The following is a 13,178-nucleotide window of genomic DNA, read 5'->3' on the forward strand; positions in this document are numbered from 1 at the left end:
GGGAGGCGCGGTGCGGGCCCGCCACGGGCCTCCCGGCCGTTCACGGACCGGCCACAGGGCCGCGGTACGGTCGCTGCATGAGCAGCTTCCTCGAGCCGATCGACGCCGTCGGCGTCGGTGACGTGACGATCGTGCCGGACGCCACGCGACCGGTCGCGGCGGTCGTCACGGGCGACGACGTGCGGTGGGTGACGTGGCCGGACGCCCCGTTGCCGGACGGTGCGGTCGACGAGGTCGGGGTCCTCGCGACCGACGGGGGCGCCTGGGTCGTCTACGGATCGCTCGAGGAAGTGGGCGACGACCTCGACGAGATGTCCCGGACCGCCGTGCACGTCACGCCGACCGGGGTGACGTGCACGGTCGACCTCGGTGATCGACGCGTGCTCGGGGCGGACGTCGAGGGGCTGTGGATCGGCGACCCGCGTGACGCGTCGATGTGGATGGGTGAGGACGAGGACTCCGAGGACGACGGCCTCGAGGATCCGGAGGACGACGACGGGGACTCGGACGACCCGCTCGACGGCGTCGACCCGGAGACCCTGCCGTGGGCGCCGTCGGAGCCGTTCTGGCCGCCGCCGGAGGAGTGGGCGGCGACGCTGGCGGCCGGCGAGGAGCCGGAGGACGAAGACCCCGAGCTGCTGGACGACGACGACGCGGACGATGACGGCCCCCGCTACTTCTGGAGTGCCGGATCCGACGCCGACGACGAGGACGACTTCCCTCGTCGGTCGGGAGCACCGGCCGTTCCCGCGCCACCCCTGCCGACCCCGCCGACCGAGCTCGTGCTCGTCGGGACCGACGGCAGCCGGACGACGATCGCCGTCGACCACCTGGTCGAGGACGTCCGCCGTACCGGCTCGGTCCTCACCATCCGGTACATGCCCACCGGACCCCGGCGCACGCCCGATCTGATGGGCGGGTTGACCTACCACTACGACGCTCGGGAGGTCGACCTCGACGTCGCTGTCGGCCTGCCCAGCGTCGTCACCACCGATGACCTGCCGTCCCGCCCCGCGAGCGACGAGGACGAGACGTCGTGGGAGGACGAACAGGAGCGTCTGGAAGCAGCCCGCGCTCCGTGGACGGAGCGGTTCGACCTGACCGACGTCGAGGGCGCGCACTGGCCGCTGCACGACCTGGACGCTGCCGCACGGGAGCGCGCGGTCGCGGACCTTGTGGGCGTGTTCGAGGCGCTCGACCAGCCCGGCATCCTGTGGACCCGCGACCACCCCGAACCCCGGCGGTCGGCGAGCGACTACCGAGCCGTCGAGGTCACCGTCGAGGGCGAGTGGCCGGCGACCGAGGTCGTGGTGTCGTTCGAGCACCGCACCGTGCCGTACCTGCGGCTCCGTCGGCGCTACCGGGTGTTCGACGACGCCGGGCACGTGCAGGACCGGCCGTACGTCGGCGTGCACCTGGACGAGGACATCGACAGCGGGCACATCGCCGACCGGTCTGACGCGGTGGACGGGGTGCTCGACATCTGAGGGGTGCCGGGGCGCCGGGCCGCTCGTCAGGACGTCGTGGGGCCGAGGATCGCAGCGAGTTGCGACCGGATGTCCTGCAGCAGCTCCTCGGTCGTCAGTGCCTGGTGGACGGTGGCGGTCAGACCGATGTGCAGCACGGCGGTGACCACCCGGGCGAGCACCGGGGCGTCGACGGTCGTGACCCGGGCGTGCCGCTCGAGCACCGCGGCCACCCCGTCCTCGAGACGCTGGGCCAGGGCGAGTCCGCGGTGCCGGTTGGGTTCTGCCGGGTCGCCGAACACCAGCTCGTGCAGGTAGGTCCGGCCGTTCTCGGGGTGCTCCCGGACACAGCGCACCACCGGTCCGAGCAGCGCGAGCACCACCGGTACGGCACCGGCACCGGCCTCGGCGGCGACCGCGACCACCGCGCGACCGTCGTCGATCGCCGTTGCGAACCGCTCGTTCTCCACCATGATCAACAGCTCGGCCTTGGTCGCCGCGTACCGGAACAGGGTGCCGACGGCGACGTCCGCCCGGTCGGCGATCTGCTGTGTGGTGACCCCGCCGACGCCCCGCTCCAGGAACAGGGTCCGGGCGGCGTCGAGGATCCGCCGGCTCTTGTCCTGGCGTCCGCGTTCCCGCCGACCGAGGGTGGCTTCCATCGCGCTCCTTGACAACTTTACTGAGTCTACTCATTATTGAGCATACTCGGATAGTCCGGGCGCACCAGACGAACGGACCATGATCATGCACGACGAAGCAGCACCCATCACCTCCTACGCACTGGCACCGGCGAAGACCGTGCAGGCCGACGGGATCACCTTCGCCTACCGCGAGCTCGGCCCGGTCGAGGACGTCCCCGTCGTGTTCTTCGTGCACCTCGCCGCGACCCTGGACAACTGGGACCCGCGCATCGTGGACGCGATCGCCGCGCACCGGCACGTGATCACCTTCGACCAGCAGGGGGTCGGCGCCTCGTCGGGCACGGTGCCGCGGACGATCGAAGCAGCAGCCGACGACGCGCACGCCTTCATCACCGCCCTGGGGTACGACCAGGTCGACGTGTTCGCGTTCTCGATGGGCGGGATGATCGCGCAGGACCTCGTCCTCGCGCACCCGGGCCTGGTCCGCAAGCTCGTGCTCACCGGCACCGGCCCGCGCGGCGGGAAGGACATGGACAAGATCGTCACGACGACCGTCCTGGACGTCCTCCGTGCGACGCTCACCCGGTCGGACCCGAAGGAGTTCCTGTTCTTCAACCGCGACGCCGTCGGCAAGCGTGCCGCCAAGGCGTTCCTCGCGCGGTTGCAGGAACGCACCGTCGACCGTGACGCACCCATCGGCCTGCCGGCGTTCTGGACCCAGCTGCAGGCCATCAAGCGCTTCGGCCGCTCGGCGCCGTCGGACCTGTCCGTGATCACGCAGCCCACACTCATCGCCAACGGCGACCACGACCGGATGGTGCCGTCGGTCCTGTCCGAGGACCTGCACCGCCGCATCGCCGGCTCGGAGCTGGTCATCTACCCGGACTCCGGTCACGGCGGGGTGTTCCAGTACTGGAAGCAGTTCGCCCCGGTCGCGGCGGAGTTCCTGCGCCGCTGACCGATCCCCAGGGCGTTCAGCTCGGCAGGATCGCCTCGACCTGCGCACGGATCGTCGCCACCACGTCGGCGACGCTCGTGTCGGGGTCCGCGCTCGACACCATCGTCACGAACAACACCGCGGAGACGACGTGCGCGAGGGTCGCCGCCCCGTCGTCATCGACGCCGCCGTGCTCCGCGATGAGTTCCGCGATCGTGCGCTCCGTCTCGCCCGTGATCGTCAGGGCGTCGGCGTGGTTCGGTTCGGTGGGATCCCCGAACACCATCTCCCGAAGGTAGGTGCGTCCGTTCTCGACCTGCACCCGGTTGCACGCGACCACCGGTTCGACGACTGCGACCACGGCGTCGACGAGCGTTCGCGCGTCGGCGGACGCGCGGCGCCCGCGCTCGAGCGCCGCTCGGTAGTGCTCGTTCTGCACGAGCAGGAGCAGTTCGCCCTTGTTCTTGACGTACAGGAAGAGCGTGCCGGCACCGATGTCGGCACGCTCGGCGATCTGCTGCGTCGTGACGTCGTCGACGCCCTGCTCGGCGAACAGCTCCTTCGCCGCAGCGACGATCCGCTCGAGCTTGACTTGCTTGTTCCGTTCGCGTCGTCCGGACGGCTGGGTCACCTGCACGACTGCTCCTCCGGGTCCGGGAACGCCCGTCGGGGGACGGGGCACCGACAATCATCTCAGGCCGCAGGACCCGCTGATCAGACCTCGGCGACGGCCCGCAGCTCGAGTGCGACGGCGTTCAGGTCCTGGATCAGCCCGTCCGCCTGGTCGGCGTACTCCGGAGCAGGTGCCCCCGCATCACGCCCCCTGCCGCTCGGCCACGGTGCCCGCACCGGCGCGGCGACCGCCAGTAGGTCGTCACGGTCCCATCCGTGTTCGAGCAGCCCACGCGCATGGTCCACACGCTCCTGCACCCGCACGACCTGGGGATCGTCGTGCTCGGTGAGGAACGCGACCAGCCGGTCGCCGCGGACCACGTACCGCCGGAGCTGGTCACGTCGGTCCCGCTCGTCGTACCGGCCGCCGTGCAGCAGGTGTCGGCGCAGCCATCCCATGCCCCGATGATCCCACCGCACATCGCGGCCCCCTGGTCCTGTACGTTTCCTGTGTAGACATCCCCCTGACCAGAGAGGACGCGGCGCCATGAGTGACGGCACGCCCCAGTACAACCAGCAGAACCCGAACCCCTACGCCGCCGGCGGGCAGCCCTACGGCGCTCCGATGCAGCCGTCGTCCGACCGCTTCAACGTCATGGCGATCGTGGGGTTCGTCCTGGCCTTCGTGGTGAACATCGCCGGCCTCGTGGTGTCGATCATCGCGCTCTCGCAGATCAAGAAGACCGGGGAGCGCGGCCGCGGCCTGGCCCTCGCCGGCATCATCATCAGCGCCCTGTCGCTCGTGTTCGGCATCATCTGGATCATCTTCGTGATCGCTGTCGTCGCGAACGCTCCGGCGGGCAGCCTGGGTAGCTACTGACGTCCACCAGCACCAGACCGGAGGCTCGTGGCAGCTCGCCGCGGGCCTCCCGTCTGTCCGGTTTCGGTTCCGACCCGTGGCCTCAGCCGATGACGCCGGTGTGCTCCAGCACGATGTTCAGACCGATCAGGATCAGGACGACACCACCCGCGATCTCCGCCGGCTTGCCGAAACGGGCACCGACACGGCGACCGACCAGGACCCCGACGAACGACAGCACCGCGGTGGTGATCCCGATGAGCAGCACCGCGCCGCCGATCGAGACGGGCAGGAACGCCAGGGTGACGCCCACCGCCAGGGCGTCGATGCTGGTCGCGACCGCCAGCACGAGGAGCTCGCGGACCGGCAGCCGATCGGTGTCCTGCTCGGTGTCCTCGTGCTCCGAGATCGCCTCCCACAGCATCTTCCCGCCGATCAGCGCGAGCAGCCCGAACGCGACCCAGTGGTCGAAGGCCGCGATGTACTGCGCGAACGCCGACCCGAGCAGCCAGCCGAGCAACGGCATCACCGCCTGGAACACCCCGAACGTCAGCGCGATCACGATCGCGTGCCGCACGTCGAAGCGCTTCATGTGCAGGCCCTTGCCGAGGGCGACGGCGAAGGCGTCCGCGGAGACGCCGAGCGCGATGAGGAACAGGGCCCAGAACGACATGGGGGCGGCGCCTTTCGAGACGGTCGGATGGAGACTCCGACGTCTCAGGACCTGACGATCCTGGCACGGTCCGGGGCACGAAAAGGCCTGATCAGCGGGATTCGTCGGCCCGAATCCGCGGGTTGGTGGGCCCGGTCCGCGAACCCGGCCCACGTTCTCGACGTGACCAGGGGACGGACTGGAGGCCCGTGGCGGCGCCGCGGTGCGCCTCCAGGCCGTCAGCCAGTCCGTCAGGAACCGGCGGCCGCGTGTGCGGCGACCTGGCTGGCCGTCAGTTCGGTGCCGTAGACGGCGGCGTACCGCATCGACCCGGTGAAGTACGGGTTGTTCGTGGCACCCGGCCACCCGCTCACGACGTCGTAGCCGACGCGGAAGTACCCGGTGAAGTTCTCGGGGCTCTTGAAGGCCGCGTTCGACGTGACGAGCGTGCCGTCGACGTACAGGCGCATCCCGTTGGTGGGCGACATCGTGGCGACGGTGTGGTGCCAGGCGCCGTCGGTGTAGGCCTTCGGCGAGGTGAGGACCTGCGTGGCGCCGTTGTACGTGCCGAACGCGAGCTGGCCGGTCGTGGTCAGGTAGAGCTTCCGGTCGTGCTGGCTCGACGCGCCGGTCTGGCTGCTGCCGAAGCCGATGAGCATGCCGCCGGCGGCCGTGGTGCGGAACCAGACCTCCTCGCTGAAGGTCGTCGGGTTGGCGTACGAGCGCGGGGTGGAGACGTAGCTCGTGGAGCCGTTGAGCGCGTAGGCGCTGCCGCTGTCACGCGGGCAGGCGTTCGGGCTCGGCGTGGTCGCGGTCATGGTGCCCTGGTAGGTGCCGTTCGCAGCACGACCGGACCAGTCGGTGGCCGTCCGCGAACCCGAGGCCTCGGTGAGGCGGTAGGCGAACAGGGCATTCGCGGTGTCGGCGCCGACGGCACCCGTGCACGTGAAGTACGGCGCGGTCGCCGCGGTGTTCGCGCTGTTGGTCACGCGGGCGGTGTACGCCGAGCGGGTCGGGGCGAACTGGTTCAGCAGGACGACGACGGCCAGGGCGACCACGAGGAGGACGGCGACGACGCGACCGTCGCGCAGGCGGCGGAGGATCACGAGGGACGCACCGCCTCGACGCGGCCGACCGCCAGGCACGCCACGAGCGGCACGAGGCACACGGCGATCAGGGCGACCCAACCCAGGGGGTCGAGGTCGATGTTCGACATGAGCTGGTAGTGCCCGTTCTTCGTCAGCTCGTGGATGACGACCCGGCCCATCTCGCCGTCGACCAGGTGGACGCTGTTGCCGCCGTGGGCGTCGACGCGGACCGGGAAGATCCCCGACGAGATCACGGTGGCCTCGACGCCGGTCGGGCTCGAGGTGTTCGTGATCGTCGTCACGTTGACGAACGGCTTGAACACGAACGCCGCGTACGAGACGGTGAGGGCGCTGCCCGCGATCCGCAGGCAAGTGCGGGTCACCCGGTCGGTGAACGCGCTGGTCAGGGTCAGGATGATCAGCGTGCCGATGAGCAGGATCGGGGCGGCGCGGAGCAGCCAGCCGATGCGCGGGACCAGGAGCGCGGGGGTGCCGATCACGTCGGCCTGGGTGAGCGTCCACGGGTCGGTGGCGCCGTTGACGTCACCGCGGGTGTGGAGCCCGCCGTCCGCGTCGATCGAAACGATGCGGTGCGTGTAGACGACGTCCGGGTTGGCGGAGGTCTCGAACGAGACGATCTCGCCGACGCTGAGCGTGGCGACGTCGACCGGCAGGTCGAGCACGAGGGTGCCGACCGGGGCGGCTTCGCCCATCGAGGGGGTCTCGACGACGAACCAGCGGCCGCCGGCGGAGAGGAACAGGACGGCGGCGGTGAGCAGCAGTGCGGCGATCGCGGCGACCGACCAGGCGAGGACCGTCTCGGAGCGGGTGACCTGACGGCCGCGGAGGACCGGGCGGTCGAGCATGCCGCTGAGCGGGATCGCTGCGGTCTGGCTCATGGGCGCTGCTCCGGGGATTCAGGGGAATGGCGACGCTCGACCGGAGGGGGGTCGGCCGAGCGTCGCCGGTCTGGGGGAAGGGTGATGGGGGTCGGATCAGGCCGTGAAGGTCCAGGTCATCGGGACCGAGGCGGCGAGGCCCTGGTAGGTGTTGCCCGCCGAGGAGTCCAGGGTCACCGCGAAGTTGAACGGAACGCTCGCGCCGGCGGCCGGGGCCTGCGGCATCGTGAAGGCCGACGCCGCCGCACCCTTGAAGCTGGCGAGGGTGCCGCTGAAGACGGTGGTCGAGCCGGAGGTGACGACGAGGTTCATCTTGGCGCAGAGGTCGGTCGCGGTGCCGTTGGCCGAGCCGTTCGCCGACTGGGTGCACGTGGCGCCCGGGTTCAGCGTGAAGGTGCTGGCGTTCGCGGTGCCGGTGTTCTTGATCGAGATCGCGGTGTTGACCGTGTTGCCCGGGGTCATCGTCGTGCTGCCGCCGAACTTGTTGATCGTCGAGCAGGTCGCCGAGTTCGTCGAGACCGAGCCGCCGTCGGTGCTGAGGCAGGTGACGGTCGCGCCGGCGTTCTGCTCCTGCATGATCAGCGTGCCGCTGCCGGCGGTGTTGCTGCTGTTGGTGATGCTCGCGGCGAACCCGGAGAGGGTGCCGGTGAGCGAGAGGGAGAGCAGGACGGCGGCGAAGATACCCGCGAGGAGCGCCACGGGGGCGAAGCGGATCCGCTTCAGTGCGGAGGTGCGGAGCTTGGTGGACACGGGGTACCTCTTCGTTCGGTGGTGGTTGCAGGAAGTCGGGGGGAGCAAGACCTTCGGGCTGTTTTGCTTCAATGGTTAAGATAGTCACTGATTCACCAAGTTGACCACTCGTATACTTACCCCAGTGCGGGGGACGCCCCTTGTCCCCCGGTCCCCGACACGGAAGAAGGCCCTCGTGGCAGCAGCACCGAACGACGACGACGCGGCCGATCTCATGGCCGCGTTCACCGCCGTCGTGCGTGCGAACGCGAGCCTGGTGAGTCAGCTGAGCGCTCGTGCGGGCGTGCACGAGAACGCCCTCCGCGCCCTGGTCCTCATCAGTGACACCGGGTACTCCACGCCGACCGAGGTCGCCGGGTACCTGGGGCTGACCTCGGGCGCGGTGACGAACATGATCGACCGGATGAGCACCGCCGGCCTGCTCGAACGCGCACCGAACCCGGCCGATCGTCGCGGCTCACTGCTGCGGTTGCTGCCTCCGGGCGATGTCGTCGTGTCGGACTACCAGGAGCGGTACGCAGCGATGCTCCGGGCGGTCGACGGGGCGCACAAGGGCGAACTGCACGAGGTGCTCAACGACCTCGCGACGAGTCTGTACGAACAGGCTGCCGCCGCGTCCTGATCTCGCTCGTGGGGACCGCGCGTCTACCTGGTGGGGATCGCCCGTTCCTCGGTCGAGGTGAGGCCGGCACGGCGTTCCCGATCCGTCCCGCGGGCGCGCTCGTCCTCGAGCACGAGCACGACGGTGTCCCGGAGGGGTCGGGTCACTCCGCCGGCGTCCCTGAACGCCACGGTGGAGCGCTGTGCGAACCCGCCCTCCGACACCGGGATCCACAGGGGGAGTGATCGGGGGCCTGCCCAGTAGGCCACGTCGTGCGCGAGCAGGACGTCGTCGTCGACCGCGACCAGCTCGTCGTCGAACCCGGTGACCTCCGCCACGCACCGGAAGAAGTCCTGCATCGGCACCGGAGTGCCCACGGCGTTGACCGTCCCGACGAACCCGTCGCGCGCGGCCCGGACGAGCCAGACGGCGAGGTCCGCGACGTCGATCACCTGGACGAACCGCTCCGCCGTCGTCGGCACCAGCACCGGCCCACCGCGGTCGAAGCGTGCCGGCCAGTACCCGAACCGGTCACTCGGGTCGCCGGGGCCGACGATCAGCCCCGGGCGGGCGATGAGCAGCCGTGACCCGAGCCGGAGCCGCGTCATGCGCTCGGCGAGGACCTTCGCGTCGGCGTACTCGGACGGGTCCTTCGGCTCCACCAGCCGGGCGGACTCGTCAGCGCCCGGTTCGTCGTTGTCCGCGTACACCGAGACCGTGGACACCAGGGTCCAGTGCGCGGCTCGGTCGGCGAGGGCGTCGAGCGCCGGGGCGACGAGTTCGGGGGCGCTGGCGAGCTCGATGACCTCGTCCCAGTTCCCGCTGGCCTGTTCGTACGCGCCGGCCAGGGCTCGGTCCGCCTGGACGAAGCGCGCTCCCTCCGGAACGTTTCCGGTCGTGCCCCGGGCGAGGCAGGTGACGTCGGCGCCCTCGGACAGCAGCTCGTCGACGATCGTCCGCCCGAGCCAACCGGTTCCGCCGAGTACCAGGACGCGTCGCACGCGCTGCGTCATCAGACGGGTTGGAGGGGTCGTCGTTCGCCGTCGGGGAGCTCGACCCGGATGCGATCGCCCGGCCGCACCGTGCCACCGGTGAGCACGACGCTCATCACCCCGCCCTTGCGCTCGACCGTGCCGTCCTCGGCGCGCCCCAACACGGCACGGAGGAGTCCCGGCTCGAAGCCGTTGATCTGCTGGCACGGGTTCCGCAGGCCCGTGACCTGCACGGAGGCGTCGTCGCCGAGGTGCAGCACTGCTCCCTCGGGCAGCCCGAGCAGGTCGATGCCACTGGTCGTGACGTTCTCGCCCATCTGTCCCGGTTCGACGCTGAACCCGGCTTCGGCGACCTCGTCGAACAGCTCGGCGTGCAGCAGGTGGACCTGGCGCAGGTTGGGCTGGGAGGGGTCACGAGCGACCCGGGAGCGGTGCTGCACGGTCGTGCCGGCATGGGCATCCCCCTCGATGCCCCACCCCGCCACGAGCGTCACCGCGTCGACCAACGGCTTGCTGAACCGGTGCTCGCCGTCCTTGCTCACCGCGACCACGCGCGGCTGGTCCATGTCGTCCCCGCTCATGGGGCCGATTCTGCCCCATGGTCACGGCCGCGCGAGTGCAGCGTCGGTCAGTGGCGCTCGCGCGGGCCGGTTCAGCGGCGCTTGCGCAGCGCGTTCGTCGCCCACAGCGAGACCGCGATGAGCACGGGCTGGAACAACAGGCGGACGAAGCGCTTGGTGTCGGTGTCCAGGCCGAACCCGTCGCGGTGGTGCATCCACTGCGCGATGTTGCCGGGGAAGACCGCCAGGAAGAACACCGCGACGACCCACCCGACCGTCACCTGGCGCCGAGCCAGGAGCATCAGCGCAGCCCCGAGCGAGATCTCCACCACACCGGAGGCGATCACCGTGACGTCCGTCGGCAGCGGCACGAACTTCGGCACCTGCGCCTGGAACTCCTCGCGGGCCACGGTCAGGTGGCTGATGCCGGCCCAGGTGAGCAGCGCGCCGAACAGGATGCGGACGATGGTCCGGGGGCGGGTGGAACGGACTGCGGGGGTGCGGGTTGCCATCGGGGTGGTGCCTTTCACGGTCGTGGTGGGGTTCGGTGGAGTGGGGGCCGAGGTCAGCGGCTGCGGCTGCGGAGGACGCCGCGTCGGCGTGCGGCCTCGAACGTGATCGCGGCAGCGGCGGAACCGAGCGTGAGGGCCCGGGCGACCGGACGGCCGCGGGTCGAGGTGAGCACCCGCAGCACGCCGGCGAGTGTGAGTGCGGCAGCACCGCCGGTCGTGCTCGTCACCGAGCCGTCTTCGCGGTCGATCACGAGCCGGGTCCCACCGAGGGCTGTCGCCGCGACGGCGGAGCCGGTGCCGACCAGGTCGCTCCCGGGTGCACGGCGGACCGCTGCGGTGGCGAGTCCGAGCCCGGACAGGACTTCCAGGGCTGGGATGCCGAGTGCGTGTGGGACGCCCGGCTCGAATCCACGTCGCTGCATCTGCTGGGCTCGAGCGCGCAGCGGGGTGCGGCCAACCGTGGCGATGCCGTGCCCGGCGAGCAGGCCACCGGTGACGAGGTCGATCCAGCTGGTGAGTTTCACGTTGCGCTCCATTAGGTTGTGCACAACCTAACACGTCGGGGTATCCGCCGGTCAAGATCCAGGGCTCCTACTGGCGCCGCCGCCCGCGGAGGACGATCACGACGAAGACCACGAGCACCGTGACGACCACGGCCGCTGCGATCACCACGGCAGGCAGCACGTCGACGGACGCGGCCATCGTGTCGTCGCAGTCCGGCGCGGACACTGCACAGGATGCTGACGCTGCTGCTTGGACGAGACCCATGAGCGCAGTGAACCCGAGAAGCCGGACGAGGACAAGCGAAGACGCTCGAAGGGCCAGTAGGTTCGTCTGGTGCCATCACGAGTGTCCGGGTTCGCCGGCGACCTCCGCCTCCGCCTGACGATCGCCTCCCTCGTCGTGATCGCCGCGCTCTACCAGTGCTTCTGGAACCTGGCCGGCTCGAACATCACCGGCGACGAGAACATCTACCTGCAGAGCGGGTGGCAGTACGTCCACGGAGACTTCGCCGCGAACCGCGAACACCCGCCGACGGCCAAGTACCTGTTCGGGCTCGTGCAGCTCCTCACCGGGCAGGGTCCGATCGGGCCGCGGATCCTCGTCGGCGTGCTCACCTTCGCGGTCGGCGTGGTCCTGTACCTGTGGCTGCGTCGCGAGATCGGGTACTGGGGTGCCCTGCTGGCGGCGTCGCTGTGGTGGCTGACTCCGCGTGGTGGTGCGGGTGCCCGGGTCGACCGGCTCGCCCTGCTCGACCCGGTGATGACGGCCTTCGCCGTGTTCGCGATCGTCGCCGCGTGGTGGTGGATCCGCAGTGAGCGGGCGTGGTGGCTCGCTCCCGTGTCCGGCGTGCTCATGGCTGCCTCGGTCACGTCCAAGCTGTCGACCATCGTGCTGCTCCCGGCGTTCCTGCTGCTCCCGGTCCTGTTCAAGGTCTGGCGGAAGGGCCTCGTCGGCGGCGTGCTGTGGGTCGCCGCCTTCACGGTCACGTTCGTCGCCCTGTACGTCCCGATGGGCATCCGTTCGGCGATCCAGTACATGGTCGCGTTCCAGGAGGGGCAGAACACCAACGGGCACCCGATCACGATCGACGGGCAGATCTACACGTTCGCACCGTGGTGGGCGAGCTTCCGGTTCTTGCTCGACGGCACCGGCAAGGGGATGCTCGTCGTCCTCGCGATCGGGGTGCTCGCTGCCCTGGTCGTGCGGGCGGACCGCCTGGTCGCGTACGTCGGCGCATCCCTGGTGCTGCTCGTCGGGTTCTACGTCGTCGTCGCCAAGATCGCGCTGCCGACCTACTACACCGCGTGGATGCCGTTCCTGCTGGTCCTCGCCGCCATCGGCTTCGCACGCCTCGCCACCGTCCCCCCGAGGGCCCTGACCGTCCCGGTCGTGCTGGTCCTCGTCGCGACGCTCGTCGTCCCCTCGTTCCGGGTGAGCCAGGCCGTCGCGCGGGCGCACCCGACCGGGATCGCGCTGTTGCCCGGGTACCTCGAGGAACACGACGTGCCCGACGGTCAGATCCTGTTCGTGTCGGCGACTCCCACGCTCTTCCAGCCGTACGTCGGCGACCACGGCACCAACCGACTCGACCGTGGCCCCTACGTCGCCATCGTCGTCGGACGCGACCAGCGGCTCCCCGCACCGGAGGCCGTGACCACGCTGCTGCAGGACGACGCCTCGTCCTTCACCACGGGCAGGCTCGACGGCCTGCGCGTGTGGGTCCCGAAGGACGGCCGCATCCGCGAGGACAACGGGGTCCTCACGATCGCCCGCTAGTCGATGCGACGTTGGCGAGGCGTCGCGCGCCCATGTCGACGGACTCACTACTTGTCGCCAACTCGGCTCACGAGTCTCGGCATCGCCACGCGTGTCTCTCGATCTGCCCGAACATCTTGTCGCCGTTTCGACGGCTCTACGGCGGTCGCGGTAGCCGATCCCCTACTGGGTCGTGGTTGGCGCCGGTGGTCCTGCTTCGGGCCCGAGGAGTGTCTCGGTCCCGACGAAACCGACCGGATCGTCCTCGTCAATGAAGCGCACCGGGAACCTGTCGGACACGGGCAGCGACCCGACGGCCCCGGTGTCGGTCCGGAACCACACAGTCG

Annotated in this window: 17 protein-coding genes; 5 read left to right on the top strand and 12 right to left on the bottom strand. The window is 70.3% G+C overall.

The genetic code is table 11. From position 1 onward, the window contains the following. The first annotated feature begins 77 nt into the window (after positions 1-77). The gene (locus tag DEJ19_RS17915; protein WP_111232565.1) at positions 78-1,487 is read left to right on the top strand and encodes a hypothetical protein; all 1,410 of its coding nucleotides are present in this window, start codon (positions 78-80) and stop codon (positions 1,485-1,487) included. Between the two features lie 26 nt (positions 1,488-1,513). Here the strand turns inward: DEJ19_RS17915 and DEJ19_RS17920 are convergent, their stop codons facing one another. Continuing rightward, positions 1,514-2,128: a TetR/AcrR family transcriptional regulator gene (locus DEJ19_RS17920; protein ID WP_111232564.1), complete on the bottom strand. Its 615-nt coding sequence runs from the start codon at positions 2,126-2,128 to the stop codon at positions 1,514-1,516. A 79-nt stretch (positions 2,129-2,207) separates the two neighbouring features. Between DEJ19_RS17920 and DEJ19_RS17925 the strand changes: the two genes are divergently transcribed. Beyond that, positions 2,208-3,068: an alpha/beta fold hydrolase gene (locus DEJ19_RS17925; RefSeq protein ID WP_111232563.1), complete on the top strand. Its 861-nt coding sequence runs from the start codon at positions 2,208-2,210 to the stop codon at positions 3,066-3,068. Between the two features lie 16 nt (positions 3,069-3,084). Here the strand turns inward: DEJ19_RS17925 and DEJ19_RS17930 are convergent, their stop codons facing one another. Both DEJ19_RS17930 and DEJ19_RS17935 read right to left on the bottom strand, forming a co-directional pair. Then, positions 3,085-3,684, bottom strand: coding sequence for a TetR/AcrR family transcriptional regulator (locus DEJ19_RS17930; protein WP_220035289.1), 600 nt, complete (start codon positions 3,682-3,684; stop codon positions 3,085-3,087). A gap of 77 nt (positions 3,685-3,761) precedes the next feature. Continuing rightward, the gene (locus DEJ19_RS17935) at positions 3,762-4,118 is read right to left on the bottom strand and encodes a hypothetical protein (protein ID WP_111232561.1); all 357 of its coding nucleotides are present in this window, start codon (positions 4,116-4,118) and stop codon (positions 3,762-3,764) included. Between the two features lie 88 nt (positions 4,119-4,206). Here DEJ19_RS17935 and DEJ19_RS17940 point away from each other — a divergent pair, with 88 nt between their 5' ends. Beyond that, the gene (locus tag DEJ19_RS17940) at positions 4,207-4,539 is read left to right on the top strand and encodes a DUF4190 domain-containing protein (protein WP_071404111.1); all 333 of its coding nucleotides are present in this window, start codon (positions 4,207-4,209) and stop codon (positions 4,537-4,539) included. Between the two features lie 82 nt (positions 4,540-4,621). On the opposite strand, the gene DEJ19_RS17945 is transcribed toward DEJ19_RS17940, so the two are convergent. The 4 genes from DEJ19_RS17945 to DEJ19_RS17960 all read right to left on the bottom strand — a co-directional run bounded on the left by DEJ19_RS17945 (position 4,622) and on the right by DEJ19_RS17960 (position 7,907). Continuing rightward, the gene (locus DEJ19_RS17945) at positions 4,622-5,191 is read right to left on the bottom strand and encodes a manganese efflux pump MntP (protein ID WP_111232560.1); all 570 of its coding nucleotides are present in this window, start codon (positions 5,189-5,191) and stop codon (positions 4,622-4,624) included. A gap of 230 nt (positions 5,192-5,421) precedes the next feature. After that, a complete protein-coding gene (locus DEJ19_RS17950) occupies positions 5,422-6,276 on the bottom strand; it encodes a LamG domain-containing protein (protein ID WP_111232559.1) in 855 nt (284 codons plus the stop codon). Next, positions 6,273-7,157 carry a S26 family signal peptidase gene (locus DEJ19_RS17955; protein WP_111232558.1) on the bottom strand — a complete coding sequence of 295 codons (885 nt, stop codon included), beginning with the start codon at positions 7,155-7,157 and terminating at the stop codon, positions 6,273-6,275. Before DEJ19_RS17955 ends, DEJ19_RS17950 begins: the two co-directional genes overlap by 4 nt. A 96-nt stretch (positions 7,158-7,253) precedes the next feature. Beyond that, positions 7,254-7,907: a COG1361 family protein gene (locus DEJ19_RS17960; protein WP_027466885.1), complete on the bottom strand. Its 654-nt coding sequence runs from the start codon at positions 7,905-7,907 to the stop codon at positions 7,254-7,256. Positions 7,908-8,082: 175 nt separating this feature from the next. Here DEJ19_RS17960 and DEJ19_RS17965 point away from each other — a divergent pair, with 175 nt between their 5' ends. Continuing rightward, complete coding sequence (locus tag DEJ19_RS17965; RefSeq protein ID WP_071404114.1) at positions 8,083-8,529, top strand: MarR family winged helix-turn-helix transcriptional regulator; 447 nt, start codon at positions 8,083-8,085, stop codon at positions 8,527-8,529. A gap of 23 nt (positions 8,530-8,552) precedes the next feature. Here the strand turns inward: DEJ19_RS17965 and DEJ19_RS17970 are convergent, their stop codons facing one another. From DEJ19_RS17970 to DEJ19_RS17990, 5 genes are all read right to left on the bottom strand, one after another. Further along, on the bottom strand, positions 8,553-9,521 hold the full coding sequence (locus DEJ19_RS17970; protein WP_111232557.1) for an NAD-dependent epimerase/dehydratase family protein: 969 nt from the start codon (positions 9,519-9,521) through the stop codon (positions 8,553-8,555). After that, on the bottom strand, positions 9,521-10,081 hold the full coding sequence (locus tag DEJ19_RS17975) for an MOSC domain-containing protein (protein WP_228516464.1): 561 nt from the start codon (positions 10,079-10,081) through the stop codon (positions 9,521-9,523). The genes DEJ19_RS17970 and DEJ19_RS17975 overlap by 1 nt, the downstream gene beginning before the upstream one ends. A 71-nt stretch (positions 10,082-10,152) precedes the next feature. After that, positions 10,153-10,572 carry a DoxX family protein gene (locus tag DEJ19_RS17980; RefSeq protein ID WP_071404117.1) on the bottom strand — a complete coding sequence of 140 codons (420 nt, stop codon included), beginning with the start codon at positions 10,570-10,572 and terminating at the stop codon, positions 10,153-10,155. Between the two features lie 53 nt (positions 10,573-10,625). Then, positions 10,626-11,096 carry a hypothetical protein gene (locus DEJ19_RS17985; protein WP_146250609.1) on the bottom strand — a complete coding sequence of 157 codons (471 nt, stop codon included), beginning with the start codon at positions 11,094-11,096 and terminating at the stop codon, positions 10,626-10,628. Between the two features lie 67 nt (positions 11,097-11,163). Beyond that, positions 11,164-11,301, bottom strand: coding sequence for a hypothetical protein (locus tag DEJ19_RS17990; RefSeq protein ID WP_181422605.1), 138 nt, complete (start codon positions 11,299-11,301; stop codon positions 11,164-11,166). A gap of 108 nt (positions 11,302-11,409) precedes the next feature. Between DEJ19_RS17990 and DEJ19_RS17995 the strand changes: the two genes are divergently transcribed. Further along, on the top strand, positions 11,410-12,852 hold the full coding sequence (locus DEJ19_RS17995; RefSeq protein ID WP_181441466.1) for an ArnT family glycosyltransferase: 1,443 nt from the start codon (positions 11,410-11,412) through the stop codon (positions 12,850-12,852). Positions 12,853-13,178 lie beyond the last annotated feature (326 nt).

Origin of the sequence: Curtobacterium sp. MCSS17_016, from assembly GCF_003234255.2 — a bacterium.
In the GTDB taxonomy this organism is placed as follows: domain Bacteria; phylum Actinomycetota; class Actinomycetes; order Actinomycetales; family Microbacteriaceae; genus Curtobacterium; species Curtobacterium flaccumfaciens.

What these genes read in the sequence shown, in the direction of transcription:
- DEJ19_RS17915 (WP_111232565.1), top strand. Translation starts at nt 78, where the DNA reads ATGAGCAGCTTCCTCGAGCCGATCGACGCCGTCGGCGTCGGTGACGTG.
- DEJ19_RS17920 (WP_111232564.1), bottom strand. Translation starts at nt 2,128, where the DNA reads ATGGAAGCCACCCTCGGTCGGCGGGAACGCGGACGCCAGGACAAGAGC.
- DEJ19_RS17925 (WP_111232563.1), top strand. Translation starts at nt 2,208, where the DNA reads ATGATCATGCACGACGAAGCAGCACCCATCACCTCCTACGCACTGGCA.
- DEJ19_RS17935 (WP_111232561.1), bottom strand. Translation starts at nt 4,118, where the DNA reads ATGGGATGGCTGCGCCGACACCTGCTGCACGGCGGCCGGTACGACGAG.
- DEJ19_RS17940 (WP_071404111.1), top strand. Translation starts at nt 4,207, where the DNA reads ATGAGTGACGGCACGCCCCAGTACAACCAGCAGAACCCGAACCCCTAC.
- DEJ19_RS17945 (WP_111232560.1), bottom strand. Translation starts at nt 5,191, where the DNA reads ATGTCGTTCTGGGCCCTGTTCCTCATCGCGCTCGGCGTCTCCGCGGAC.
- DEJ19_RS17955 (WP_111232558.1), bottom strand. Translation starts at nt 7,157, where the DNA reads ATGAGCCAGACCGCAGCGATCCCGCTCAGCGGCATGCTCGACCGCCCG.
- DEJ19_RS17970 (WP_111232557.1), bottom strand. Translation starts at nt 9,521, where the DNA reads ATGACGCAGCGCGTGCGACGCGTCCTGGTACTCGGCGGAACCGGTTGG.
- DEJ19_RS17975 (WP_228516464.1), bottom strand. Translation starts at nt 10,081, where the DNA reads ATGAGCGGGGACGACATGGACCAGCCGCGCGTGGTCGCGGTGAGCAAG.
- DEJ19_RS17980 (WP_071404117.1), bottom strand. Translation starts at nt 10,572, where the DNA reads ATGGCAACCCGCACCCCCGCAGTCCGTTCCACCCGCCCCCGGACCATC.